This window comes from Enterococcus sp. AMC1623 (assembly GCF_058216495.1).
This window is the reverse complement of the sequence record NZ_CM177096.1, coordinates 1,508,171-1,534,331: the sequence shown is the minus strand read 5'-3', so window position 1 is coordinate 1,534,331 and position 26,161 is coordinate 1,508,171. Positions and strand designations below refer to the sequence as shown.

At 32.9% G+C, this 26,161-nt stretch carries 21 protein-coding genes and 1 pseudogene; 18 read left to right on the top strand and 4 right to left on the bottom strand.

What is annotated here, in order from left to right; all coding sequences use genetic code 11:
• Window positions 1–69: 69 nt before the first annotated feature.
• From AC4BC7_RS07550 to AC4BC7_RS07500, 11 genes and pseudogenes are all read left to right on the top strand, one after another.
• Window positions 70–958: pseudogene (locus AC4BC7_RS07550) on the top strand (transposase); the annotation flags it as partial.
• 447 nt (window positions 959–1,405) lie between these two features.
• Window positions 1,406–2,089: a hypothetical protein gene (locus AC4BC7_RS07545; protein WP_490504285.1), complete on the top strand. Its 684-nt coding sequence runs from the start codon at window positions 1,406–1,408 to the stop codon at window positions 2,087–2,089.
• Window positions 2,089–3,822: a sensor histidine kinase gene (locus AC4BC7_RS07540; protein WP_490504284.1), complete on the top strand. Its 1,734-nt coding sequence runs from the start codon at window positions 2,089–2,091 to the stop codon at window positions 3,820–3,822. The genes AC4BC7_RS07545 and AC4BC7_RS07540 overlap by 1 nt, the downstream gene beginning before the upstream one ends.
• Before the next feature lie 20 nt (window positions 3,823–3,842).
• Window positions 3,843–5,219 (top strand): response regulator transcription factor, encoded by a 1,377-nt coding sequence (locus AC4BC7_RS07535; RefSeq protein WP_490504283.1) that lies wholly within the window; start codon window positions 3,843–3,845, stop codon window positions 5,217–5,219.
• 220 nt (window positions 5,220–5,439) lie between these two features.
• Complete coding sequence (locus AC4BC7_RS07530; RefSeq protein ID WP_490504282.1) at window positions 5,440–6,390, top strand: ABC transporter permease; 951 nt, start codon at window positions 5,440–5,442, stop codon at window positions 6,388–6,390.
• An 18-nt stretch (window positions 6,391–6,408) separates the two neighbouring features.
• The gene (locus AC4BC7_RS07525; protein ID WP_490504281.1) at window positions 6,409–7,326 is read left to right on the top strand and encodes a carbohydrate ABC transporter permease; all 918 of its coding nucleotides are present in this window, start codon (window positions 6,409–6,411) and stop codon (window positions 7,324–7,326) included.
• A 15-nt stretch (window positions 7,327–7,341) separates the two neighbouring features.
• A complete protein-coding gene (locus AC4BC7_RS07520) occupies window positions 7,342–8,781 on the top strand; it encodes an ABC transporter substrate-binding protein (protein WP_490504280.1) in 1,440 nt (479 codons plus the stop codon).
• 76 nt (window positions 8,782–8,857) lie between these two features.
• Window positions 8,858–11,902: an alpha-mannosidase gene (locus AC4BC7_RS07515; RefSeq protein ID WP_490504279.1), complete on the top strand. Its 3,045-nt coding sequence runs from the start codon at window positions 8,858–8,860 to the stop codon at window positions 11,900–11,902.
• A 13-nt stretch (window positions 11,903–11,915) separates the two neighbouring features.
• Window positions 11,916–14,129: a glycoside hydrolase family 3 N-terminal domain-containing protein gene (locus AC4BC7_RS07510; protein WP_490504278.1), complete on the top strand. Its 2,214-nt coding sequence runs from the start codon at window positions 11,916–11,918 to the stop codon at window positions 14,127–14,129.
• Window positions 14,130–14,151: 22 nt separating this feature from the next.
• Window positions 14,152–15,396, top strand: coding sequence for a beta-N-acetylhexosaminidase (locus AC4BC7_RS07505; protein WP_490504277.1), 1,245 nt, complete (start codon window positions 14,152–14,154; stop codon window positions 15,394–15,396).
• 14 nt (window positions 15,397–15,410) lie between these two features.
• On the top strand, window positions 15,411–16,766 hold the full coding sequence (locus tag AC4BC7_RS07500) for an alpha-L-fucosidase (RefSeq protein WP_490504276.1): 1,356 nt from the start codon (window positions 15,411–15,413) through the stop codon (window positions 16,764–16,766).
• Window positions 16,767–17,013: 247 nt separating this feature from the next.
• On the opposite strand, the gene AC4BC7_RS07495 is transcribed toward AC4BC7_RS07500, so the two are convergent.
• The 4 genes from AC4BC7_RS07495 to AC4BC7_RS07480 are packed head-to-tail and all read right to left on the bottom strand — an operon-like array spanning window position 17,014 to window position 19,965.
• Window positions 17,014–17,655: an ECF transporter S component gene (locus AC4BC7_RS07495; RefSeq protein WP_207941311.1), complete on the bottom strand. Its 642-nt coding sequence runs from the start codon at window positions 17,653–17,655 to the stop codon at window positions 17,014–17,016.
• A 12-nt stretch (window positions 17,656–17,667) separates the two neighbouring features.
• Window positions 17,668–18,216 (bottom strand): phosphopantothenoylcysteine decarboxylase, encoded by a 549-nt coding sequence (coaC, locus tag AC4BC7_RS07490; RefSeq protein WP_207941310.1) that lies wholly within the window; start codon window positions 18,214–18,216, stop codon window positions 17,668–17,670.
• A gap of 25 nt (window positions 18,217–18,241) precedes the next feature.
• Window positions 18,242–18,976, bottom strand: a complete 735-nt coding sequence (locus AC4BC7_RS07485; RefSeq protein ID WP_207941309.1) for a phosphopantothenate--cysteine ligase — start codon at window positions 18,974–18,976, stop codon at window positions 18,242–18,244.
• A complete protein-coding gene (locus AC4BC7_RS07480; RefSeq protein ID WP_207941308.1) occupies window positions 18,976–19,965 on the bottom strand; it encodes a YhdH/YhfP family quinone oxidoreductase in 990 nt (329 codons plus the stop codon). The genes AC4BC7_RS07485 and AC4BC7_RS07480 overlap by 1 nt, the downstream gene beginning before the upstream one ends.
• Before the next feature lie 267 nt (window positions 19,966–20,232).
• On the opposite strand from AC4BC7_RS07480, the gene AC4BC7_RS07475 reads away from it, so the two are divergent.
• From AC4BC7_RS07475 to arsC, 7 genes are all read left to right on the top strand, one after another.
• Entirely contained in the window at window positions 20,233–21,321 is a 1,089-nt protein-coding gene (locus AC4BC7_RS07475; protein ID WP_207941307.1) for a polyamine ABC transporter ATP-binding protein, read from the top strand.
• Between the two features lie 10 nt (window positions 21,322–21,331).
• Window positions 21,332–22,138 (top strand): ABC transporter permease, encoded by an 807-nt coding sequence (locus AC4BC7_RS07470; protein WP_207941306.1) that lies wholly within the window; start codon window positions 21,332–21,334, stop codon window positions 22,136–22,138.
• Window positions 22,135–22,974, top strand: a complete 840-nt coding sequence (locus AC4BC7_RS07465) for an ABC transporter permease (protein ID WP_207941304.1) — start codon at window positions 22,135–22,137, stop codon at window positions 22,972–22,974. Before AC4BC7_RS07470 ends, AC4BC7_RS07465 begins: the two co-directional genes overlap by 4 nt.
• Window positions 22,971–24,044: an ABC transporter substrate-binding protein gene (locus AC4BC7_RS07460; protein WP_490504275.1), complete on the top strand. Its 1,074-nt coding sequence runs from the start codon at window positions 22,971–22,973 to the stop codon at window positions 24,042–24,044. Before AC4BC7_RS07465 ends, AC4BC7_RS07460 begins: the two co-directional genes overlap by 4 nt.
• 299 nt (window positions 24,045–24,343) lie before the next feature.
• Window positions 24,344–24,637 (top strand): ArsR/SmtB family transcription factor, encoded by a 294-nt coding sequence (locus AC4BC7_RS07455; protein ID WP_490504274.1) that lies wholly within the window; start codon window positions 24,344–24,346, stop codon window positions 24,635–24,637.
• A 21-nt stretch (window positions 24,638–24,658) separates the two neighbouring features.
• Window positions 24,659–25,735 (top strand): ACR3 family arsenite efflux transporter, encoded by a 1,077-nt coding sequence (arsB, locus tag AC4BC7_RS07450; RefSeq protein WP_071131631.1) that lies wholly within the window; start codon window positions 24,659–24,661, stop codon window positions 25,733–25,735.
• Window positions 25,732–26,148 (top strand): arsenate reductase (thioredoxin), encoded by a 417-nt coding sequence (gene arsC, locus AC4BC7_RS07445; RefSeq protein ID WP_048720943.1) that lies wholly within the window; start codon window positions 25,732–25,734, stop codon window positions 26,146–26,148. Before arsB ends, arsC begins: the two co-directional genes overlap by 4 nt.
• Window positions 26,149–26,161 lie beyond the last annotated feature (13 nt).

The window sequence follows — 26,161 nt, the reverse complement described above, 5'->3', positions numbered from 1 at the left end:
CAAAAGTTAGATCAAAAATCTAACTTTTTTGGGGGTCATTTTTTTATGGCTAGATATAATTTTGAACTGAAAAGACGAAAGAATCAATCGCACGAATCATCGACATCCTTTAAGGATTATTCAAACTAGTTGAGCTTCTTGAAATTTCCTAAGCCAACCTTTATGTATTGGCAAAAATGGTTTGATCGCACAAATCCAGATCAGGACAACAAGGAGGAAATACTTAAAATAAGAGAAAACATAAAGATTATAGCTGTTTGCGTCAGACAAAGGAATTACGTAATCGAGAATCCCACGTCAATAAAAAGAAGGTGCAACGGTTGATTCGAAAATTGGAGATGGAGGTAAAATCGTATATACGAGAATCTCGTAGCTATCATTCTTATCGTGGGAAAATCGGAGTGGTTGCGAAGAATCGCATTCATCGACGCTTCTATATCCGTATTTGTCACCAAAAAAACATAGTAGATATGACAGAATTTAAATACTTTGAATTCGACAAATTTGGGTAAACTGTGAAAAGAAACTGTATCTCATCCTTGTCTAGATATATACAATAGTGTAATAATCTGTTATCGTATTTCTGAAAAGCCAAATACACCGGCGATTATGGAAGCGTTGGAAGAAGTCATTCAAGTGATCGAAGACTGTATTTATAGCTGAACCTTTCGTTCCGATCAATGTTATGCCAATCAAATGAATACTTATAACTATACGTTGAAAGAACATATCATATTCCAAAGCATGTCTTGAAAAGAGAGCTGTCTAGATAATTCAATTATGGAGAATTTCTTTAGTTTACTAAAGAAATTTATCACGGAAGAGAATACCATATCTTTGAGAAATTGAAACAAGCCCTTGAAGTTATATCCATTACTACAATCATGAGCGTATGAAAGGAAAACTAAATTGGCAGAGTCTAGTACAATTTAGAGAAGCAGCTTTGAAAGCTGCTTAGAGTAGAATTAGAATAATCAAGAAATGCAATGAAAAATGGAATCGATTTTTTCACTCTGGAAAAGTCTAACTTTTGGAGACACTACACTTTGTCAATGTTTTTTTGTTGTAATTGAATATTTAAGTAACTCTCTAAAAAGTGTGCTAATTTTTTTTTGCAAGCTAGTTTTTATATAACGATGAAAAACTGATTATTTTTACAAGATAATCATTGTTGGCATGATTTGAAATTTGTTTTGGATGCTCACTTAGTTTATCTTTTATTTGGTGGTTGTAATTGATAATTTTATCTCAATTTTTAGTTGTTCCAATGTTACTTTATAGAATTAGTTTAGATTTTTTTATCAGTCTTTAAGCTGAAAGTACGTTAATTAAAAAAAGTGGAGTTGTTCAAGAAAAAAAATTTGTGTATAGTAAGTGATATATTAAGTAGTGAGGATGTGAAGTGATGAATGGAAGTTCGTTTATTTACAAATTATTAACTGGGTTAGATATATTCATAACATTAATTAAAATAAATTTGACTTTTCTTTTAGTGAATATTGGTTTGTTTATTTATTTGTATTTATTAAGTACTCAAAAAGTTGGAATGTACCTTTTTTTATTGATGTTCTTACTTTTCCCTCTATCTGTATCTCTGTTCGCTCTTTATAGTAGTGTCGATGATTTGATTAGTCAGAAAGTAAAAGTTTCGATAAAAACTTTTTTTTATGATATGAGAAAAATAATGACAAAAGAACTATTCTCTATTTTTGCACTTGTGTATAGTACAGCTGGAATTTTAGCTCTTTATAGCTTGGAAATTGATAGTTTAAGCATTGCTGTTTTATTACCCATTTATTTATTAATTATTTGCATCAATCTGTTAGCGCTACCAATTTTATGTGTGGAAATAAAAACGTTTTCTAATTCAAATATAGGACATTTAAAAAATACAATTATTCTATTGCTAGGTAATTGGAAGTTAATTATTTTTCAAATGATTTACGTTGCCTTATTTTATCTTATTTTAAAAGAGCTGCCAGCACTTATCCTATTTATTGGTAGTTCCTTGTTTGCTTACTTATTTTTAATAATTTATAAGCCATATGTGGTTAAGCGAGTAGCGCAAATTAAGTCAGGTGAAAAATAATGCTCGAAACAAATCGTTTAGCAAAGCTAGAAATCCGAAATAAAATTTTGAAAAAAATTATGTTTGAAATGTTGCTTTACTACTTTTTTTTAGCAAGTAGCTTATTTTTAGTTCTATTTGTTTTAACTAATTCTATTAAGGTATCAAGGGAAACAACTGTTCGAGAAGAGTTGATTGAATTAACAGGAGAGATGAATACGCTGAATAAACTCTCTGATAAACTAGGTGAAGAATTTTATACAGAGCCTATTACAATGGAAGATCTAGAATTAATGTTGGCGTATCCAATGACTGATTATTTCAAGTTTAAAACAAATCTTTATTTAGAAACTAATTCTTCTGTCTATAACGGAATTCAAAATCTAGTCAAAAATTCGTTTAAGAGTAATGAGGCATTAGAGGGTGTTTATTTTTATAGTGAAGAGAAAAAAGTATCTGTGCTTTTTGCGAATCCTCTAGGAAAATATTATCTTCGAGAAGAGGGAGTTGATGGAGATGATACTCTATCTATTGATAAGATTTTATCAGATAAATTAAACGAACATTCTAATCAGGAGCAGGTTAACGTGATGGTTAAAAAAACTATTTTTAATCCAGTTAATTTGATGTACGTTGCAGATGTTTATTTTATTTATAATATTACAGATTATTATGAAAAGGCTGAGGAAAGGATAGAAAGAAATCTAGGATACTTATCTATCAAAGAACATAATCATTTTTATCGTGGAAAAACGAATATTGAAAAATATCTTATTCTTGAACAAAGGGAAATGAACCAATATTCTTTTTATGCAACCAAAAAATATAATTCGATTTTCCACGAGTTTTCAACAGTCTATATAATCTATTTAAGTATTGTAATTGTTGTATTTTTTATAATGATCTTTTTTTCAATCAGAAGAATGCGCGAGATGGAAATGAAATTAGATGTTCTCGTCAAAAAAATGAATGCGATTAAATCGGGAAACTGGGATTTAACTTTATTTGATACGAATGAAGTCAACCAACAAGACGAGTTAAGCTTAATATCCAATGATTTGAATGACGTAGCAACAACCTTATCTGAATACGTCAGTGAAGTGTATGAAAGTGAAATTAAGCTAAGAGACTATCAATTGAAAAATATTCGTTCTCAAGTTAACCCACATTTTTTATTTAATACAATTGAATCTATTCGAATGAAAGCATTAGTTAATGAAGACCAGATTGTAGCAGACATGCTGTATAATATGTCGCAACTTTATCGCAATTTGATTAGAGGGCCGCAGCAAGTGACGTTAAAAGAAGAGATGGCTATGTGTGGCGCTTATTTGAGTTTGTATGAGAGTCGTTATGAAGATTATTTCTTTTGGGATATTAGCTATCATGATGATTTAAAAGAACTATTAGTTGAAAAGTTTTCGATACAGCCTTTGATTGAAAATTTTATTCATCATGGTTTAAAAGAAGATGAAATTAACTTTATTCAAATACATGCTAATTTTTCAGATGAACAATTAGCAGTGACGATTGAAAACAATGGTAAGAAGATTCCAGAAGAAAAATTAAGAGAAATTAATCAGCGACTACTACTTTCAAATATAGAAAATCAAAATAAGGAACTGACAGGATTATACGGAGTTGACTTCCGTTTGAAAAAGTTATTTGGTCAGGATTACGGTGTGAAAATTGAAAATAGTGAAGAGGGGATCATTGTCTATGTTAGCATGCCAGTTTTATATTCAAAGGAATAAGTTAGTGGTAGGAGGACTATATGAAATTTTTAATTGTTGATGATGAAAAATTAATTACAGATGGTTTGAGAGTTATGCTGCAAAAAATTTCTCAAGAAGATGAAATAATTTGTACGAATTCTAGTGTAAAGGCGATTGAGATATTTGAAAAGAGTTCTCCCGATGTGATCATTACAGATATCTGTATGCCCAATATGAATGGTTTAGAGATTTTAAGTACATTGCGTCAAAAACATAAATTCAAAAGTATTGTTATCAGTAGCTATGATGAGTTTGATTACATCAAGACATCCATTAAATTAGAATCCACGAATTATATACTCAAACCAATTGATCAAAGGGAATTATTAAATACAATAGAAAAAATTAAAAAAAACTGCTTAGAAGAGCAATTAATAGAGTCATTTTATACGAAAAGTAGCCAACCCATTTTGTTTAATAACTTAATGAATCGTGTTTTAAAAAAAGGATTAGTGAATTTACAGCCAGAAGATTTGAAGAGAATTAAAGAATTATTTCCAACTACTGTAAATTACCAATTTATTTATTTTAAAGTTGGCACACAAAAAAAAGAACTTTTCAACCAGATTGTTTCTTTTTGTGAAACATTGCCACTGTCTACTAGAACCGTTATTACTGAGAATAATGATATATTAACCATCTTTCAAAAAAACGAGTTGAACCGTTATCAAGAAAAAATTGAAGTTCTAAAAAAAATAAGGACACCAATTTTATTATCACCGGCCTTTGGCTTTGAGCAGTTATCTACGGTTGTAACGACAACCACAAAGATACAAAATAATTTTGAAGCAGCCAATATGTCATTATCATTTATTTCTTATCAGAATGAAGAACTAAAAGAAACAGATATCCAGCTATTTTTAGGTTCAGAACAAGAGGATAAAGCTGAATATACTATTTTTAGTTTGCTTTATATGCTTAGTGAAAAAATACTTGAACATAGTCATCAATTAATGTTAAATGAGACGAGTCAACTAATTATGACAAGTGAGTTGACCACTAAATCGGTTTTATTAAAATTATTGGCTGTTATTGAGAGAGAAAAAAACATGAGAATTTCTCCAGTTATTTCAAAAGTGTTAGACATGGGGAAACAAAAAATAAATATTCATTATTCCCTAAAAGAATTAGGGGAGATATTAAATACTAACTCAGCCTATTTAGGTCAGCTGTTTTTAAAAGAGATTGGGATTAGTTACACACAATATTTTCAAAAAAAACGAATGAATTTAGCAGATGTTATGATTCGTCAAAATGAGCTGAAAATTATCGATATTGCCAAGAGTTTAGGTTATGAAGATATTTCACTGTTTTATCGTCACTATAAAAAAGAATACAATCGAACCCCCAATAAAGTTCGACTTGATTTAAAATAAAAAATTAGCTCAGATTTATCTGATATGCTTTCATCATAGTAACTTAGAAATTTTTGTTTTTTCTAATGCCTACTATGACGGAAGCATATCAATTTGAATAGAGTTAATTTTTTATTTTTATTTTAAGTAACTATAAAATGTCCAAAAAACTATAAAAAAGCAAAGTGAGAAAGCGTTTTCTTGGTGGTAATATTAACTACAAGAAGAGGAGATGAATAAGATGCTAAAGGAGAATATCAAAAAAAAGAATTCTGCTAGAACAAGATTTAAAAAAAATAGACCGCTATTTTTACTCTCTCTACCTGGAATTGTGTGGTTTACTATTTTTTCTTACATTCCATTAATGGCGATACTTATTGCTTTTAAAGACTATCGACTAAATGGAAATTTTTTTAATAGTTTATTCACTAGTGAATGGGTAGGGCTTAAGAATTTTGAGTATATTTTTAAAAGTGGCGATGCCGCATTAATTATTAGAAATACTGTGGGATATAACGTAGTTTTTATTATTATGGGATTGATTATTCCTTTGGCACTAGCATTGCTTCTTAATGAAATTTTTAATGCAAGATTGTCAAAGCTTTATCAAAGTATCATGTTTATTCCTTATTTTTTATCGATGGTTGTTGTAAGTTATATTGTATTCGCTTTCTTAGATCCTACAAATGGATACATAAATGGTGTACTTCAGATTTTCGGAAAAGAACCTATTCAGTTTTATATGGAACCTAAATATTGGCCATTTATAATAATTGTAGTTCAGATGTGGAAAACAATGGGCTATAATATGATTATTTTTCTAGCAGCTATTTGTGGATTTGATAAATCTTATTATGAAGCAGCTATGCTTGATGGTGCAACTAAATGGGGACAAATAAAAAATATTACTATTCCAATGCTAAAACCAGTAATCATTATGTTACTTATCTTATCCGTAGGTGGTATTTTTAGAACTGATTTTGGTCTATTCTATCAAGTGCCTAAACAGTCGGGGGCATTAATTTCTGTCACTCAAACAATTGATACATACATTTATCGAGGATTGTCAACAATGGGAGACATGGGATTATCAGCAGCAGGTGGTTTATTACAATCTGTGATTGGCTTTATTTTAGTTATGACTACTAACGGTATTGTTAAAAAAATAGATTCGAAACAAAGTATTTTTTAGGAAGTGAGGATGGATTAGATGGAAAACAAAAAAACGCTAGGAGAATCACTCAATCGATTTGGTAGAATAAGCAAAAAGAATAATATTTTATTTACTATAGGCTTAGGTATTTTAACAATTATTACGGCCATTCCATTTGTCTTAGTCTGCATCATTTCCTTTACTGATTCAGCATCTATTCAAAAAAACGGGTATAAGTTTTTTCCGGAAAAATGGAGCTTAGAAGCATTTCAATCTATTTTTAATGAAGGCGCTATTATAAAATCCTTTGGCATAACTATTTTGATCACAGTGGTAGGAACAGTGATAGGTGTCTTTTTAATGTCAACTTATGCCTATACACTTTCTAGACGAAGCTATGCTTATCGAAGCTTTCTATCAAAATTCTCGTTAATTCCAATGCTTTTCAGCGGTGGAATTATCGGTAATTATATTTTAGTAGTTAATATTCTAGGACTTAGAAATTCCATTTGGGCATTGATTTTGCCTCTATGTATGTCAACGTTCTCAATTATGGTGTTGCGAACCTTTTATCAGTTATCTGTTCCAGAAGCTTTAATTGAATCAGCTTATATGGATGGTGCGAGTGAGTGGTTAATCTATTTCAAAATAGTATTACCACTTTCTTTACCAGGGCTTGCGACAATTGCTTTATTTTTAACATTAGGTTATTGGAATGATTGGTTTTCAGCTTTACTGTATACGGACAATAATCAAATTGTCCCATTGCAATATTTATTGATGAAGATGGAAACCAATATTGAATTTATTGCTAGTAACGCGGGAAAAATGGGAATGACTGATACTGGTAGTTTACCCACTGAAACAATCAAGATGGCAGTTGTAGTAGTTGCAACACTACCGATTTTAATTGTTTATCCATTTTTTCAAAAATACTTTATTGGTGGACTAACTGTAGGTGCAGTAAAAGAATAGGGAGGAGAAAAAGAAATGAAAAAAGTTTTATTGAAAGGTGCCGTATTAGTAGGTGCATTAGGAGCATTAGCAGCATGTGATAATCAAAAAGATACGGCTGTATCAGAAGATGGGATAACGAATTTATCTTGGTATATCACAGGAATTCCTCAAAAAGATCTTAAACAAGTAAATGAAAAAGTTAATGAATATACGAAAGATAAATATAAACTAACTGTTACATTAAATCAAATTGACTGGGGAGAATATGATCAAAAAATGAGCGCTCTTGTGAATGCAGGTGAAAGTTATGATTTAGCGTATACGGCTTCATGGCTTGGAGGATTTAATTATCTAAACAATGCACGAAAAGGTGCCTTTTTACCGATTGATGAATATTTAAATGACCAAAATAAAAATTTAAAAGCCGAAATTAATCCAAATTTTTGGAAGGGTGCAACGATTGATGAAAAAATATATGCTGTTCCGACTCAAAAAGAAATTGCAGCTACAGAATATTTCGTTTTCAATAAAGAATTAATTGATAAATATGAAGTACCTTATGAAACAATTAAAACTTACTCTGATTTAGAACCATGGTTGAAAAAAATTAAAGCAGAAGAAGGAATTACGCCTTGGTATATGTCAGAAGGATTTAAAAATCCGTATGCTTTTGATGAATTAAGCACAGGAATTGGTATTAACTTAGATCAAGATGTTAATAAGATTGAAAGTTACTTTACTGATCCTGAATATGTTACTTTAATTAAAAAAATCCATGAATTTAAACAAGCAGGTTATATTAATGATAATGCAGCTCTAGCAAAGCAAACTGATATTGTAGGTAAAGATTGGTTTGTGACATCAACAGTTATGGGACCTTTGGATACAGCAACTGTTGAAGACCAAGTGAAAAAACCAATTGTTGTAGCACCAATGGTTAAATCAATCGTAACAAACGCTTCAGCAATGGGTGGAGGAACGGTTATCAGTAGTAACTCCAAACATCCAGAAGAAGCTATGAAATTTTTAGAAGCTGTTAATACAGATCCAGTTTTGATGAATCTGTTGGCTTATGGGATTGAAGGCACTCATTATGAAAAAACTGGTGATGATACCATCGAATGGTTAGATGCACATAGTAATTATACAATGCCATTCTACATGTTTGGTAATTACTTCAATCTATATCATCAAAAAGGTGCACCACTAGATGAATGGGATACTTTGAAAACTTATAATGAAAATGCCACTGAATCAAATGCCCTTGGTTTTAACTTTGATACTAAAAATGTAACGACACAAATCGCTGCGTACAATAATGTTCTAGAAGAATTCAAGGCATTATTAAATACTGGTAGTGTAGATCCAGATGAAACCTTGAAAAAGATGGAAGATAAAATGAAAGCAGCAGGCGTAGAACAAATTATTGATGAAATGCAAGGTCAATATGATATGTGGAGAGATAGCAAGTAATTAATAATAAGAAATAGAAGCTAGAAAAAATCACTAGATTTTAATTCTAGCTTCCTTTTTATATAGGGAGTTAACTATGACGAAATTTTTAGAGTTTGAGCGTATTCAACGAATTGTGATGGAATTAAAAAAAATGATTATTAAAGAAGAACAGGCGATCGATTCTTTAACTTTTCAATCTGGAGAAATCTATTATTCTGGAAGTTACTTTGGTGAAAAAGAGCAGTACTATACTTTAGAAACAGAAATCAAATTACCTGTAGATTGGCAAGAAGAAACTCTTGAATTATCCATTTATACAACATTAACTGAATGGGACAATGCTACTAATCCACAAATGAAAATCTATTTAGAGGATGAATTGATTCAAGGATTTGATGTGAATCATCGAAGTTTACGATTAACAAAAGAACAAAAAGGATTAGCGAATTTAAAATTACGCATTGAGTTATTTTCAGGAAGTGAACAAAAGAAATTTCCATTATTTGTTAAAGTCGAGAAAATTGATGTACCAACCTATGAGTTATATTACGATTTGTATGTCTTGTTGGATAGCTGGCGTTCATTAGAGAAAACAGATCCAAACTATTTGTTATATGAAAAAAATCTGGGGAAAGCTGTTAATCAATTATTATTTTATGATAAGTATTCACAAGAATATTATCATGGTTTAAACGAAGCAAAAAAATATATTGATGCAATGTATTTAGATGAGATTGTCACGTTACCTAATTTACCTAAAGTTTCTGTTGTAGGACACACACATATCGATTTAGCTTGGTTGTGGACAGTTGCCCAGGCGGTGGAAAAAGGAGAAAGAAGCTTTTCCACAGTCTTAAATTTAATGGAGTGCTTTGATGATTATACATTCATCCAAAGTCAGCCTCAAATGTATGACTTGATTAAAGAAAGATATCCTGAGATGTATCAAAAAATCAAAGAAAAAATTGCTGAAGGAAAATGGGAACCAGAAGGAGCTATGTGGGTTGAAGCGGACTGTAATTTAACATCAGGCGAATCTTTAGTAAGACAAGTAGTTTATGGTAAACGATTTTTAAAGGAAGAGTTTAATAAAGAGAGTAAGATTTTATGGCTACCAGATGTTTTTGGATATTCTGCTGCTTTACCACAAATTTTAAAAAAAGCAGATGTTCCTTATTTTATGACAACCAAATTATCATGGAATCAGTACAATCAAATTCCTTTTGACTCTTTTTACTGGCAAGGAATTGATGGTAGTCGTGTGTTGACTCACTTTATTACAACCATTAGTGAAGGCTATAGTCCAACACCATTTTATACAACGTATAATGGTGTACTAGATCCTTACACGGTAAAAAAAAGTTGGGAAAGATACCTTGATAAAAATATCAATGATAACATTTTAATTGCTTATGGCTATGGGGATGGCGGTGGCGGACCTACTGTTGAAATGCTAGAGGTTTTAGAAAGAATGAAACGTCCACTCCCAAGTATGCCACAAGTTATACCAACAACTGCTAAAAAATATTTTGATGAATTAGCTGAGAAAATGCAAGTTACTTCTGATAACGAATGGTTGGGAGAACTTTATTTTGAATATCATAGAGGAACTTACACGTCAGTAGGTAAAAACAAGTCCAATAATCGAAAAGCAGAAAGCTTACTTCAATCAAGTGAAAAAATATTAAGTGCTAACCTAGTCAGAGAATATACTAGTTCTTTATTTGAAAAGGAATGGAAAACAGTCTTAAAAAATCAATTCCATGATATTTTACCTGGAAGTTCTATAAAAGAGGTTTATGATCAAACAGATGAAGAGTATGCTCTAGTGTTTCATTCTATTACAGAAAAAATGCAAGAGTTACTAACAGAACCTAATGGAGATGGATTATATGTCTTTAATCCGATTGGACATAAAATAAATCGAAACATTATTTTACCTAAGGAAATTTCAGCTGTCACATTAAATGAAGAGATAGTTCTTGCTCAACGAACGCATTCGAATGAATTGCTTGTTAAATTATTGGATATGCCAAGTTTGGGTGGTCAATATTTAAAAGTAGTCGAAGCGAAAGAGGATGTTAAGCAACGAAGAACTGACTTAAAGTCTTGTTTTGAAACCCAAGATTTTTCTATTGAATTTGATAAAGACTTTCAGATGGTTAAAGTCTATGATAAAAAAAATAATCGAGAAGTATTACCAAAAGGCAAAGTTTTCAACGAGTTAGTTGTTTATGAGGATTTACCATTAAATTATGATGCTTGGGAAATTGATTATTTTTACAAAGAAAAACCATTTCCAATTACAAAGGTTATTAAAGCTGAGATTGTTGAACGAGGACCTATTCGTGACACGGTCTATATCGAGAGAATGTTCCATTCATCAACCATTGGTCAATACATTCATTTTGTCCATGGAAACAATCAAATACTTTTTGAAACAAAAGTTAATTGGCAAGAAAATCACTTACTATTAAAAGCTAACTTTCCAGTTGATATCAATACATTGGATGCTATTTTTGACATTCAGTTCGGAAATGTTAAGCGCCACGTCCATAAAAATACATCTTGGGATAAAGCAAAATTTGAAGTATGTGGTCAAAAATGGATGGATATGTCCGAAGGTGGCTATGGAGTATCTCTGATAACAGATAGCAAATATGGGTTTGATATGAACTATAAAAAAATGGGTGTATCGTTGATTAAATCAGCAACAGATCCTTATCCAGAAGCTGATTTAGGAGAGCATATGTTCACCTATGGCATCTATTGTCATGAAGGGAATTGGAAAGAGAGCAAAACCCCGTTGCTAGCTCAGGATTTAAATCAAGAACCTATAATTATAGCCACTAGTAATGAGCATTTGAGAGAAAACTCTTTTGTTGAAACAACATCAGAAAATATTATTATCGATACATTGAAGGTTGCAGAAGATAGTCAGCAATTGATTCTTCGCAGTTATGAAAACGAAAATAAACGCACGAAGGCCCTATTTAAGATAAATGAAAATATAGAAAAAATAGAATTATGTAATTTACTGGAAGAGGTTATTGCTGAAATTCCTGTTGTTAATCAAGAGGAATTTATGATTGAATTTAAGCCTTTTGAGATTCAGACAGTGAAAATAACACTAGCATAAATGAGGGAAAAAAATGAATGTAAAAGAATTATTATCAACTATGACAGTCAAAGAAAAAGTTGGGCAGTTAAATCAACGGCTTTATGGATGGAATGTTTATGAAAAAAAAGACGGTCAATTAATTTTGACTGATTATTTTAAAACTGAAGTCGAACGCTGGGGCTCTATAGGAGCTATTTATGGTGTATTTCGAGCAGATCCCTGGTCAGGAAAAAATCAAAAGACGGGTTTATCTCTTAAAGAGGCTAAAGTAGTTAGTCAGATGATTCAGGACTATTTAAAAACAACTACTAGACTGGGAATTCCAGCTTTATTATCAGAAGAATGTCCTCATGGTCATCAAGGAATTGATTCAACAACAACGCCTGTTAATTTCTTGTCAGGTTGTAGTTGGAATCCTGAAATTTATCAACGAATTCAAGAAATAGTTGGTCAAGAGATTAATGAAAAAGGTGCTCATTTAGGCCTTATTTCAACATTAGATGTGTTGAGAGATCCAAGATGGGGACGTAGTGAAGAATGTTTTAGTGAAGATCCGTATTTAACAAGTCAATTTACCATCGCCGCGGTCAAAGGGCTACAAAAACAAACATCGCTATTTCCTCAGGTAGGTGCTGTTGTAAAACATTTAGCGGGTCAAGGAAATGCTATGGGTGGACATAATTCCGGTGCAGTTCATATTGGAAAAAGGGAACTGCTAGAAATTCATTTACCAGCAGTCGAAACCGCAGTAATTTCAGGAGCTAGTGCTTTTATGGCGGCTTATAATGATATTGATGGGATTCCTTGTCATGCCAATAAAGAATTATTAACAGAGTATTTGCGAGAAGCTCTTCATTTTTCAGGCATTGTTATGGCGGATGGATGTGCTTTAGATCGATTAGCAGATTTTGTTGAGAATCCTGTTAAAGCTGCAGCAGGTGCTTTAACAAGTGGAATCGATTTAAGCCTTTGGGATAATGTATATCCTTATTTAGAAGAAGCTGTGAAAACAAATATGATTGATGAAAAAGAATTAGACCAAGCCGTTCTACGTGTATTGGAACTAAAAAAATCTCTAGGCTTATTTGCAAAAAATGACGAATTTGAAAAAGTAACAATAGATAAAGAAAAGCAAGAGAAAAGAATGAAAAAATTAAATATTCAACTTGTCAAAGAAGGAAGTGTCCTACTAAAAAATAATAATGTTTTACCATTAAATAGAGAAAGTAAACTTAATGTTTTAGTGGTTGGTCCGCATGGTGATAATATTTATCATCACTTAGGAGATTATACGCCTTATAAAGATTTAGAAAATGTTCAGTCCATTCTCCAATCTCTAACAGCGTATACGCAATCGAGTCAAATAACAATAGATTATGAGAAAGGCAGTAATATCTCTACAGAAATTCCTCAAGGAGCTGAAAAAGCTTATGAAAAGGCAAAAAAAGCCGATGTAATTATTTTCACTCTAGGAGGTTCCAGTGCGAGAGATTTCTCAACAGAATTTGATGCAAATGGCGCAGCACTTTCAGGTTCAACAGAAATGACTAGTGGAGAAAATATCGATTTAGCTAATTTAGCTTTGCCTCAAGCACAAATTTCTTTAGTTCATAAATTAAAAGAATTAGAGAAACCAATGATTGGTATTTTGATTGAAGGCAGACCACATACACTAGAGGAAGTACATGAATCTTTAGATAGTATTTTGTTTGTAGGGTACCCAGGACAATACGGAGGAGCAGCAATTGCTGAAATGATTTTTGGAGAATCTCCTAATGGTCGACTAGCATTCTCAATTCCTATTACAAGTAGTCAGTTGCCTGTCTATTACAACTATCGAAATACGATGTTTAAAGAAGACTATGCTGATATTTCTGGAAAGCCAAGGTATGCTTTTGGTTACGGATTAAGTTATACGACTTTTAAAATGGAAAATCCTCAGTTTAAATACGAAAAAGAAAAATTTGAAATAACAGTAAAAATCAAAAATATTGGTTCTTTTGATGCCAAAGAAACTATTCAAGTTTACGTGAAAAAAAATCAAGAATTAGTTGCACCACGTGAGAAAGAACTAGTAGGTTTTAAGAAAATTTTTTTGAAACAAGGAGAAGAAAAAAGTATTCAACTAACCATTAATAAAAGAGAATTGATGTATTTTGATGAAAAGTTTCAGCGGCAATTACCAGAAAAGCTAATGGTAACCGTTGAAAGTAGCTCAGACACATATAGAATGGTATTAGAATGATAACGTATTGAAAGGATAAAAAATGAATTTGTATTTGGAAAATTTAATTCAAAAGATTACACAGCGTGTGAATAAATCAATTGTGATTGAATTAGGAAACGAAAAAGGGAAGATAAAACAAACTAATCAAGAGATAGTTATTTATTCTGATTCGGATGAAATGACCAAACAAGGGTTAATTTTTTTACAAAGTTTAGAGGACAGGGAAATTAATAATTTTGAGACTATCCAGTTAGTTCAGAAACAAATTGAAAGAGGCCTCATGATTGATATTGGAAGAAAATTTTATTCATTACTAATGTTGAAACAGCTAGTTGATACCATGAGTGAACTTAATATGAACTATTTGCAATTGCATTTTTCTGAGAATGAAGGTTTTCGAATTGAATGCCACACTTTTCCACAAATTATGTCACAAAATTATTTAAGAACTAGCGAAGTGAAGGAATTGATTGCTTATGCCAAAGAACGATTTATAACAATTATTCCAGAATTTGATAGCCCAGGACATTTACGACATTTTTTGAACTATTTTCCTGAATGGCATTTAAGTAATGATCCCAGACCAGATGAGTTAATCCCTTCAAACCGGGCATTAGATATCACGAATGAATCAGCCAGACGGGCTATTAAAACTATTATTTCGGAATACATTGAGCTGTTTTCCGATAGCCCTTATTTTCATATTGGTGCAGATGAATTTGTTGTGTTGGAGACTTTAGAAACATTCAAAGTAATCCAAGATAAATTATCAGAAACTAACTATCAAAAAAGCAATGGCTATGATTTATTTATTGACTATATTAATGAGATGGTGACTTTTGTTGAATCAAAAGGGAAAATAGCTCGTTTATGGAATGACAGTTTGTACAAAAAGGGAATAACAACAACAAGAAGTGTAGCTACAACTGCAGAAGTTACCTATTGGACTAGACATGATACAAAGATGGCATCAGTTACTCAAATTATTAAAAATGGTCACAGTATCATTAATTTTAATGACAATTATTTTTACTTTGTGTTAGGAGAAGCAGCCGGTTATGAATATCCAACACCTGAAAAAATCAATGACTGGGAGTTAAATAAATTTGCACAAAATCAATTATTGACAGAAACTGAAATGAAATCAGTCCTAGGAACTTATTTTGCAATATGGAGTGATGTGCCAGAAGCATTAAGCGAATTAGAAGTTTTAAACAAAGTAACTGAATGTTTACAAGAATTAGGACCAAAATTTTGGCAAGTAACTATAAAAAATAGGGTATAAAAAGGAGTAGCGATATGATTTTAGAACGTGGCGATATAGAATTAGCTAAGGATAACTTAGAAGACGATCCTAACATTTATCCTGAATCTGAAATGCTTAAAAAAAGATTATCATGGTTTGAAGATTTAAAGTTAGGGGTGATTTTTCATTATGGCCTATATTCTCAAGCAGGAATCGTGGAATCATGGCAGTTATCAGAAAAAGATGAATGGGCAAGAGACGGGCATGCCTTTCGAGAAAACATTGGAGAATTACAACTTGACTATTGGAATCTAATCTCTAAATTTAATCCCACACAACTTAATACTGACAAATGGGCTGATGTTTGTAAAAAAGCTGGTATTAAATATGGTATTTTTTCGACAAAACATCATGATGGTTTTAATTTATTTAACACAGCTACTAGTGAATACAAGGTAGGTGGGAAATTAAGCCCTTGTAAAATTGATATTTTTAAAGAAGTTATGGATTCTTTTCGCAAAAAAAATATTTCAATGGGAGCCTATTATTCTAAAGCTGATTGGTTTAGTCCTTACTATTGGCTAGAAGACGAGACTATTAAAGGTAGAAATGCTAGCTATGATACGAAAAAATATCCAGAAATTTGGAATAAATATGTTTCTTTTGTTCATGAGCAAATTTATGAAATAACGCATAACTACGGTAAAGTTGATTTTCTTTGGTTAGATGCTGGATGGTGTGGTGCAGACAAAGAAGATTTACAAATGGATAAATTAGCTGAAATTGCTAGAGAGAAGCAAAAAGAACTAATTATTGTAGATAGAACGATGGGAGGAAGACATGAAAATTATGTCACTCCTGAAAGAAAAGTCCCTGATTTAGAGGAAATACCTAAAAAACCTTGGGAGAGTAATATCCCTATTGGCAATGATTGGGGGTATGTTCCAACAGATAAATTTAAAAGTACACAAGAAATTATCGAGTTATTCATTGGGGTTGTTTCAAAAGGTGGAAATTTAATTTTAGGAGTTGGTCCAACACCAGAGGGATTGCTAACGGAGGGAGAAACAAAAGTTTTACTCGAATTGGGCGAATGGATTGATCTTTATCAAGAAGGTATTTATGAAACAAGAGCTAGAGCAGAATTGTCAGTTGGTGAATGGAAATACACCTTTTCAAAAGATGAAAAACCAATCACATATGCTTTTCGTTCCATTTCTCAACCGACACAAGAAAAATATTATTTATCAGAATTAGGAATCAATGATTTAGAAAGTGATATCCTAGATTTAGTGACGAAAAAGTCACTTTCAGTTTTTACTGATGAAACAGGTAGCTTTATAAAAAGTGCTGATATTTATCAGCCTAAAAATGGTTTTATTGGTCTAAAAATAATTAAAGAAAAATAATATTTCTGAAATTAGTTAGAGCTATATTTTTTACATGAAATTAGAAGTTGGTTTGATAAATAAACCATTGTTTTTTGTGGACTAAATGGTAGGAAAAGAATTGGCGCTTAAAAAATTAATAAGTTAGAAATAAACATGTAGCATTATCGATATACCAGGACTTCTTTTTGCAGCTGAGTTTGATTCTTACTATGGTAGTGTTTAATAAAAAACATGCAAATTCATGATTGAATCTGCATGTTTTTTATTAAACACTACGTTGCTTCGTTAATTTTAGTAATACTGAAGTTACAGCAGCTGTTGCAATTCCTGCAACAATTGATTCTGGCACTCCTTGGACAAAAATTACTGAAATAATTGCCCCATAAACTGCATTTCCAGCTGCACCAATTTTTTCTGCATAATCATTTTGGAACAAGAAATAAATCATATTCATAACTAAAATGGTATTCGTTAATCCACCAGAAACACCGGCAATAAAGAGACTTACCGCATTTCCGCGATTTTTAAACGCTTTTTTACACCATTGATAAACAAAATATGGAACAACACCAATTAAAATACGTGGAATAAAGGCAATTAAAATCGCTTTCCAGCTTCCCATCCCCGTCTCACCAAGAGGCGTAATAAAGGGAGAAAAAATAAATGATAGTGGTGAAACCACGATTGTTGCACGAACCATACTAATTAAACCAAAACAACCACCTAAAAATGCACCCAATTTAGGACCCAAAATAATTGATCCGATAATTACGGGAATGTGTAATGTTGTCGCATTAATAACTCCCAGTGGAATAAATCCCAAAAACGGTACACTAGCTAGTAAAATCAAAATAGCTAAAAATGAAGCTGTTAATACTAGCTGAAATGTTTTTTCATTTTGTTTCATAGAAACCCTCCTTTATGCTTCCAAAGTCGCCTTTACTTGCGCGACAATGGTTTCAACTGTTGCTAATGCACCAGTACCAAAATCTCCACACGCTAGTAAAGATTGACGTGGTGTTATTTCTTTATACCCAACTTCTTTCAAAATAGCAAGATTTTTTTGCATCAAAGGATTTAGATACATGTTGGTATTCATCGCAGGAGCTACAATTTTAGGCACATCAAAGGGCAAGGCTAATGCAACGGTTGAGATTAAATCATCCGCAAGACCGTGGGCTAATTTGCCAATAATATTAGCGCTGGCAGGAGCTACAATAAACAAATCAGCTTGTTTAGCTAATTCAATATGGTTAATTTTTTCGGGAACAATTTCTTCCATGACGTCTGTATGAATGGGGCGTTTGGATAAAGACTGCAAGGTTAAAGGAGTAATAAACGCTTGACTGCTCTTGGTCATCATCACATCAACTTCATAGCCTAATTTTGTTAATTCATTGGTTAAATCAGCGGATTTGTAAGCAGAAATACTGCCACTCACGCCTAATAAAATGCGTTTTTTCATCATTCATGCTCCTTAATAGTTTTTTCTATTATAGAGCGTTTAGGAGTGTTTTGACAATTAATTGAGCTATTTCTTCTTTGTTAGTAGCTTCGCCGGTGATTGTTCCTTCTTTGTTAATTAAATAACCCGTATGTTGTCCGTGATGGATTGAAGTTAAGTCATTGGCTAAAACAAAGTCAGCTTGATTGGTCATTAAGCTCTTCTGTGCTACAGCTAATAATTCTTCTTTTTCAACATCTACCAATAATTTAAAGCCGACTAAAATAGTGTTTGGTTGCAGTTGTTTAATTTGTTGAATAACTTTTGGCGTTTTTTTCAAAATTAAAAATAACTGGTCGGTATTTGATGAAATTTTAGTTTCTCTAGTTGTTACCTCTGTTAATTGAGTTAAATCTGCTGCTGTAATTGGTTGTTTATTCTCAATGAATTGATTGATTTTTGTTAAAAATTCTTCTTGAGATAAACTTTTTTCTGGCGTAAAATCACTCACGGCCATACTGTGAATAACAGCATCATACGTGTGCTGCTGTAATAACTTTTGCAATTGATCGGCTAACGCTTGCGTGTCGCCAATTTCGTAGACGGTTACGTTATCTGATTGAGGGCGTAATGCATGAGCAGTGGTCACATAATCAATCGTAACGTTGTGTTTTAAAAAAGACGCTGCAATTAAGCTACCTAATTTTCCTGTAGAATGATTGGTAATAGAACGAACTTCGTCAATTTTTTCCGAAGTTCCTCCTGCAGTAATTAAAATTCTCATTATTTCACTTCCATTTGTACAATAGTACGTCCTTGATGAGTTCCTGCTAATAAAGCATCGATGGGTTCATCTAACTCGATTAAAGACACTTCTTGATAGTGTAATTGTTCAATTAAAGGTTGATGTTGTGCTAAGAATTGCCAAGTAGCTTTTCTTTCCTCCATTTCAACATTTACTGAATCAATCCCTATTATTTTAATTCCTCTTAAAATAAATGGCAAGACAGTTGTATTCAGCTGAATACCGCCCGCATTTCCACACAAAAAGACACTGCCTCCATAGTTGACTTGACTTATTAACCCAGCCAATAAATCACCGCCAACACTATCAACTACTGCTGCAATTCGTTGTTTATTCAATGCTTTGATTGGCTCTGGTAAAATTTCTTCAGGTTCTACGATTTCAGTCGCTCCCAAATCTTTTAGCCAAGCCACATCTGCTTTTTTACGAGAAACAGCGGTAATATTGGTATAACCTAAGCGATGTAATAAGGCGATTGCGACACTGCCCACACCTCCTGATGCACCAGTGACGACAACACGTCCATTTTTTGGTGTCTCTTTTGCTAATTTTGTGACAGCCAAAGCAGCAGTAAAACCGGCTGTACCAAAAATCATGGCTTCTTTGGTTGTTAAATTTTCAGGTAAAGCGACTAACCATTCTTCAGGTACTTGTTGATATTGGCTAAAGCCGCCATTAGCAGAAACACCTAAGCCATAACCTGTGACCAGTACTTTTTGTCCGACTTGCCAGTTCTCACTACGAGACTCTATAATTTCTCCAGCTAAATCAATCCCTGGAATTTTCGGATAATCGCGAATAACGCCACTATTTTTTGCGGAAGCTAGGGCGTCTTTATAATTGATGTCAGAATAATCGACTTTAATAGCAACGTGCTTATTTGGTAGCGCTTGCGGTTCTTTTCGTACAATTCCTCTAGCATAAACATTGTCTGTTTTTGTCACTTCAAAAGCTAAAAATTGTTCCATTTTAATCGCTCCTTTTATTTAACTTCTAAAAATAATTGAATAACTCTATCATAACATATTCAATTATTTTGTTGCGGAAAAAAATAAATTAAATTGAAAGAATATACTTGTATTTTTCTGTAAAAAAAATTATCCTTAAACAGTATGTTCTGAGAACGAGAAAAATGGATGTATATATTGTAGTAATTTTATTCAAAAAGCGAAAAACTACAAACATTTATTCGGAAATGAGGGCATATAATAAACCAATTTGGGGAGGAAAGAATAGTGGGAAAACCAATCATTTCATTTAGTAATGTGGTGAAGCGGTATGACGATGATGAGACGATTTTGAAAAGTGTGAGTTTTGATATAGAAGAAGGAAAATTCTATACCTTGCTTGGTCCGTCAGGTTGTGGGAAGACGACGATTTTAAGGATTATCGCTGGGTTTTCTGAGGCGACCGAAGGAGATGTTTTCTTTGCAGGAAAACGAATTAATGATATACCTGCTAATCAACGCCAAGTGAACACTGTCTTTCAAGATTATGCACTATTTCCGCATATGAATGTATTTGATAACGTTGCATTTGGACTAAAAATAAAAAAAATCCCTAAAAAAGAGATTGAAACAAAAGTCAAAGATGCTTTACGTTTGGTGCAATTAGGTGGTTATGAAAACCGTGAAATTAGCGAAATGTCTGGCGGACAACGCCAACGGGTGGCGATTGCTCGAGCAATTGTCAATGAACCTAAAGTCTTGTTGCTAGATGAACCATTGTCTGCTTTGGATTTAAAACTTCGTACTGATATGCAATATGAATTGCGTGAATTGCAACAACGTTTGGGTATTACGTTTATTTTTGTTACGCATGACCAAGAAGAAGCCTTGGCAATGAGTGATGAAATCTTTGTTATGAATAAAGGAAAAATCGTTCAAAGTGGGACACCAGTAGATATTTATGATGAACCAATTAATCATTTTGTAGCAGATTTTGTTGGTGAAAGTAATATTGTCAATGGAACGATGATTGAAGATAATTTAGTTGAATTTGTTGGCAAACAATTTGAATGTGTCGACGGCGGCATGCGTAAAAATGAGCCAGTAGAAATTGTGATTCGTCCTGAAGATTTAAGCCTAACTTCTACTGAAAAAGGAAAGTTGAGTGTTCGTGTAGACACCCAATTATTCCGTGGCGTGCATTATGAAATTATTTGTTATGATGAACAGGAAAATGAATGGATGGTTCATTCAACGAGAAAAGCGGTTGAAGGTAGTCAAATTGGTTTGTCCTTTGAACCTGAAGATATCCACGTGATGCGTTTTAATGAATCGGAAGAAGATTTTGATGCCCGACTAGAAAGTTACGAAGAGTAGGGGGGAGAAAATGACAAAAATCAGACGCCTTTATGCGATTCCATATATGTTTTGGTTGGTTTTATTTGTAATTGCTCCAGTTTTAATGATCGTGTATCAATCGTTTTTTGATATGAATGGGCAATTTTCATTGATTAATTATCAAACATATTTTGCTTCTGGTAAGTATTTAACAATGACCTTAAACTCTGTCTGGTATGCTTTTTTAATTACGGTAATCACGTTATTGATTAGTTATCCAACGGCGTATTTTTTGACAAAATTAAAACACAAAGATTTATGGTTGTTACTCATTATCTTACCAACTTGGGTTAATTTATTACTAAAAGCGTATGCCTTTATTGGAATCTTTGGCATTAATGGGAGTATCAATAGTTTTTTAACATTCACAGGAATTGGACCTCAGCAAATTCTATTTACTGACTTCAGCTTCTTAGTAGTCGCTACGTATATTGAATTACCATTTATGATTATGCCGATTTACAATGCATTAGAAGAAATGAATCCGTCATTAATCAGTGCCAGCCGTGACTTAGGGGCAAATAGTTTTGAAACCTTTCGTCGAGTTATTTTTCCATTGTCTTTAAACGGAGTAAAAAGTGGTGTGCAAGCCGTATTTATTCCTTCGTTATCACTCTTTATGTTAACGCGTTTAATTGGTGGAAACCGAGTGATTACCTTAGGAACAGCAATTGAACAACATTTCTTAGTTACTCAAAATTGGGGCATGGGTTCAACGATTGGTGTTGTATTAATTATAGCCATGTTTGTCGTTATGCTTTTAACAGGTGAGAAGAAAAAAGGAGGTAAAAAATGAAAAAATTTCCTTGGTCTCGTCTTTATTTAGCGCTGGTCTTTGTGTTATTATATGCTCCAATTTTTTACCTGATTTTTTATTCCTTCAATGATGGAGGAACAATGAATAGTTTTACTGGATTCACTTGGGACAACTATACAGCAGTTTTTGAAGATTCGCGTCTGTTAATTATTGTGTTGAATACCTTTATGCTCGCGTTTTTATCAGCATTGGCTGCCACCGCAATTGGTACATTCGGTGCAATGGCTATTTATTACACAAAACAGCGTTCAACACGTAATACATTATTGAGTTTGAATAATATTTTGTTAGTGTCACCGGATGTTATCATCGGTGCTAGCTTTTTAATTTTCTTTACGATAATTGGGAGTTTATTCCGCAACTTTAGTTTGGGATTTATGAGTGTATTGCTGTCACACATTGCGTTTAGTATTCCGATTGTAGTGTTGATGGTTTTACCAAAACTACATGAAATGAATGATTCGATGGTCGATGCGGCTAGAGATTTAGGCGCTAATAATTTTCAAGTGGTTAAAAATATTATTTTGCCGTTCTTATCTCCGGGAATTATTGCAGGATATTTCATGGCGTTTACGTATTCATTGGATGATTTCGCTGTGACTTTCTTTGTGACAGGAAATGGCTTTAGCACATTATCTGTTGAAATTTATTCTCGTGCAAGACAAGGAATTAGCTTAGAAATCAATGCGTTAAGTACCTTAGTTTTCTTATTCTCGATGATTTTAGTAGTGGGGTATTATTTTATTAGTAAAGAAAATGTCTCACGACGTGTCCGTAAAAACCGTAAAAAAAGAGAGGTGACGGATTTACAATGAAGAAATTACAATCATTGATTATCGGTATTGTCCTCATTATTGTGGTATTACTTTTAGGTGTTCGTCAATTAGAAAAATCAACAGGAATGGCTGGCGCTCAGGTATTGAATATTTATAACTGGGGCGATTATATTGATCCTGAATTACTGAAAAAGTTTGAAGAAGAATCTGGATACAAAGTTAATTACGATACATTTGATTCAAACGAAGCGATGTTCACAAAAATTCGTCAAGGTGGTACTGCCTACGATATTTCAATTCCAAGTGAATACATGATTCAAAAAATGATTGATGAAAAATTAGTATTACCTTTAGACCATACTAAAATTAAAGGGTTAGAAAATATTGATTCCCGCTTTTTAAACTTAAGTTTTGATCCAGAAAACAGTTATTCGATTCCTTATTTTTGGGGAACGCTGGGCATTGCGTATAATGATAAATTTATCAGTGCTGATAAAATGACTTCTTGGGATGATTTATGGCGTCCAGAATTAAAAGATAATATCATGTTAATTGATGGTGCACGTGAAATTATTGGATTGGGTTTGAATAGCTTAGGCTATTCATTAAATAGTAAAAATATGGAAGAACTTGATGAAGCCGTGACCAAATTACGCAAAATGACACCAAATGTCAAAGCGATTGTTGCAGATGAAATCAAGATGTACATGGCAAATGAAGAAAGTGCCGTTGCCGTAACTTTTTCTGGTGAAGCAGCTGATATGATGGCAGAAAATGAACACATCCATTATGTTATTCCTAAAGAAGGATCAAATCTATGGTTTGATAATATCGTGATTCCAAAAACAGCTAAAAATGTTGACGGAGCATATGAATTTATCAACTTCATGTTACGCCCAGAAAATGCAGCACAAAATGCGGAATATATTGGGTATTCAACTCCCAATAAAAAAGCGTTAGACATCTTACCAAAAGAAATCACTGAGGATGAACAATTCTATCCAACTGATGAATTAATGTCACATTTAGAAGTTTATGAAGATTTAGGCAAAGAATATCTAGGAATCTACAATGATTTATTCTTAGAGTTGAAGATGTATAGGAGATAATGGCAAAACTCAGCGAGAATGGGGATTTATCAACGTTCTAAAAAGCTAAAAATCGTCTTTTTTCTACCTGAGTTTTCCAATCTTCTACCAAAAGCGGCTGAAAAGCCGCTTTTTTTGTGTTATTTTATTTTTTCTACCACGTTTTTCTACCAGAGATACTTTACTAGAAGAGCTTTACGATAGAGATTTTTACCAGACGATGTTGAAAATAAAAAGACAGAAACGCTTGACCGTATATAGACGTTCATCTATATTGTATATAGATAATTATCTATATACAATTCAATAGGAGGCCCTCCATGGAAAACTATGAACAGATTGCTACCATCATGAAAGCCTTAGCTGATCCAAAAAGGTTGAAAATTGTTGACTTACTTTCTACAGCTGACTCTCTTTGTGCATGTGAAGTGTTGGAGAATTTTGACTTTACTCAACCGACATTATCACACCACATGAAGCTTTTAGAGAAGGCAGGAATTGTCAAAGTAACGAAAAAGAGTCAATGGCATCATTACGCTTTACAGGAAGATTTTGTTGAGGATTTCCTAGTAATTTTGAAGGAACTTCTTATCAAAGAAAAATTAATTAGCTAGTAATCGATAGGAGTCTTATGAATGAACAATGTATCTACGGAAGTAACTGAAAAACCTGCAATTAATTTCTTCGAGAAGTATCTAACGGTTTGGGTATTGTTATGTATGGCAGCAGGCATGCTAATCGGAAAGTTTTTACCTAGTGTCGCAGACCGATTAGAAAGCTATCAAGTGTTAAATACAAATATTCCAATTGCCGTTTTAACTTGGGTTATGATTTTCCCAATGATGATGAAAATCGATTTTAAATCAATACTGAATGTCCGAAAAACATATCAGGGGATTATGATCTCTAGCATTACAAGCTGGCTAATTAAGCCGTTCTTGATGTTTGGCTTAGCATCTTTCTTCTTTTATGTTGTTTTTAGCAATTTTATCCCAGCAGACTTAGCAAAAGACTATGTGGCTGGAGCCGTTTTATTAGGGGCAGCGCCATGTACCGCTATGGTTTTTGTTTGGTCAAACCTTACAAAAGGTGATCCAGCGCATACCTTGGTTCAAGTATCAATTAACGATTTATTAATCATTGTCCTATTTGTACCAATTGTTTCCTTCCTTTTAGGAGTAAATAGTGTGTTTGTACCATGGAATATTCTCTTTGCCTCCGTACTACTATTTGTGCTAGTACCGTTAGTTGGTGGGGCATTAACGCGATACTTCATGATAAAACGTAAGGGAATTGATTACTTTAACAATCGCTTCTTACCAAAGTTTGACTCCATTACAACCATTGGCTTGTTATTGACATTGGTAATCATTTTTACTTATCAGGGGGATATTATTTTAAACAATCCGTTTCATGTTCTCATGATTGCCGTTCCTTTAGTCTTACAAAATATTATTACCGCAAACTTTGCTTATTTTACTTGTAAATGGACAAAACAGCCTCATAATGTGGCAGCGCCAGCAGCTTTGATTGGTGCTTCCGACTTTTTCGAGTTATCGGTTGCCGTAGCAATTATGCTTTTCGGTGTCAATTCACCAGTTGTACTTGTGACAACAGTAGGCGTTCTAACAGAAGTACCTGTTATGTTGTTATTAGTCAAATTGATAAATGGAACGAAAGATTGGTTCCCAACAAAAGGAGAAAATGAATGAAAAAAATCTATTTCTTATGTACGGGCAATTCCTGTCGAAGTCAAATAGCGGAAGGCTTTGCTAAAAAATACTTAGATGATTCTTGGGAAATCCGAAGTGCTGGAGTTGAAACCCACGGTCTGAATCCTAGAGCAGTGGCCGTAATGGAAGAATCTGGAATCGATATTTCGAATCAAACATCTGACTTGATTGATTTGGACTACTTTAATCAGTCTGACATGATTATCACTCTTTGCGGTGACGCAGCAGATAAGTGTCCCATGATTCCAAAGGAAAGCACTCACCTTCATTGGGACTTAGTAGATCCTGCCAAAGCGAAAGGATCTGAGGCAGAAATTAGAAGTGCTTTCCGAGACACAAGAGATGAAATCGAAAAGAGAATGATTGAATTATCGAAGCAGTTAAATGTTTAATTCAAAAGGGGGG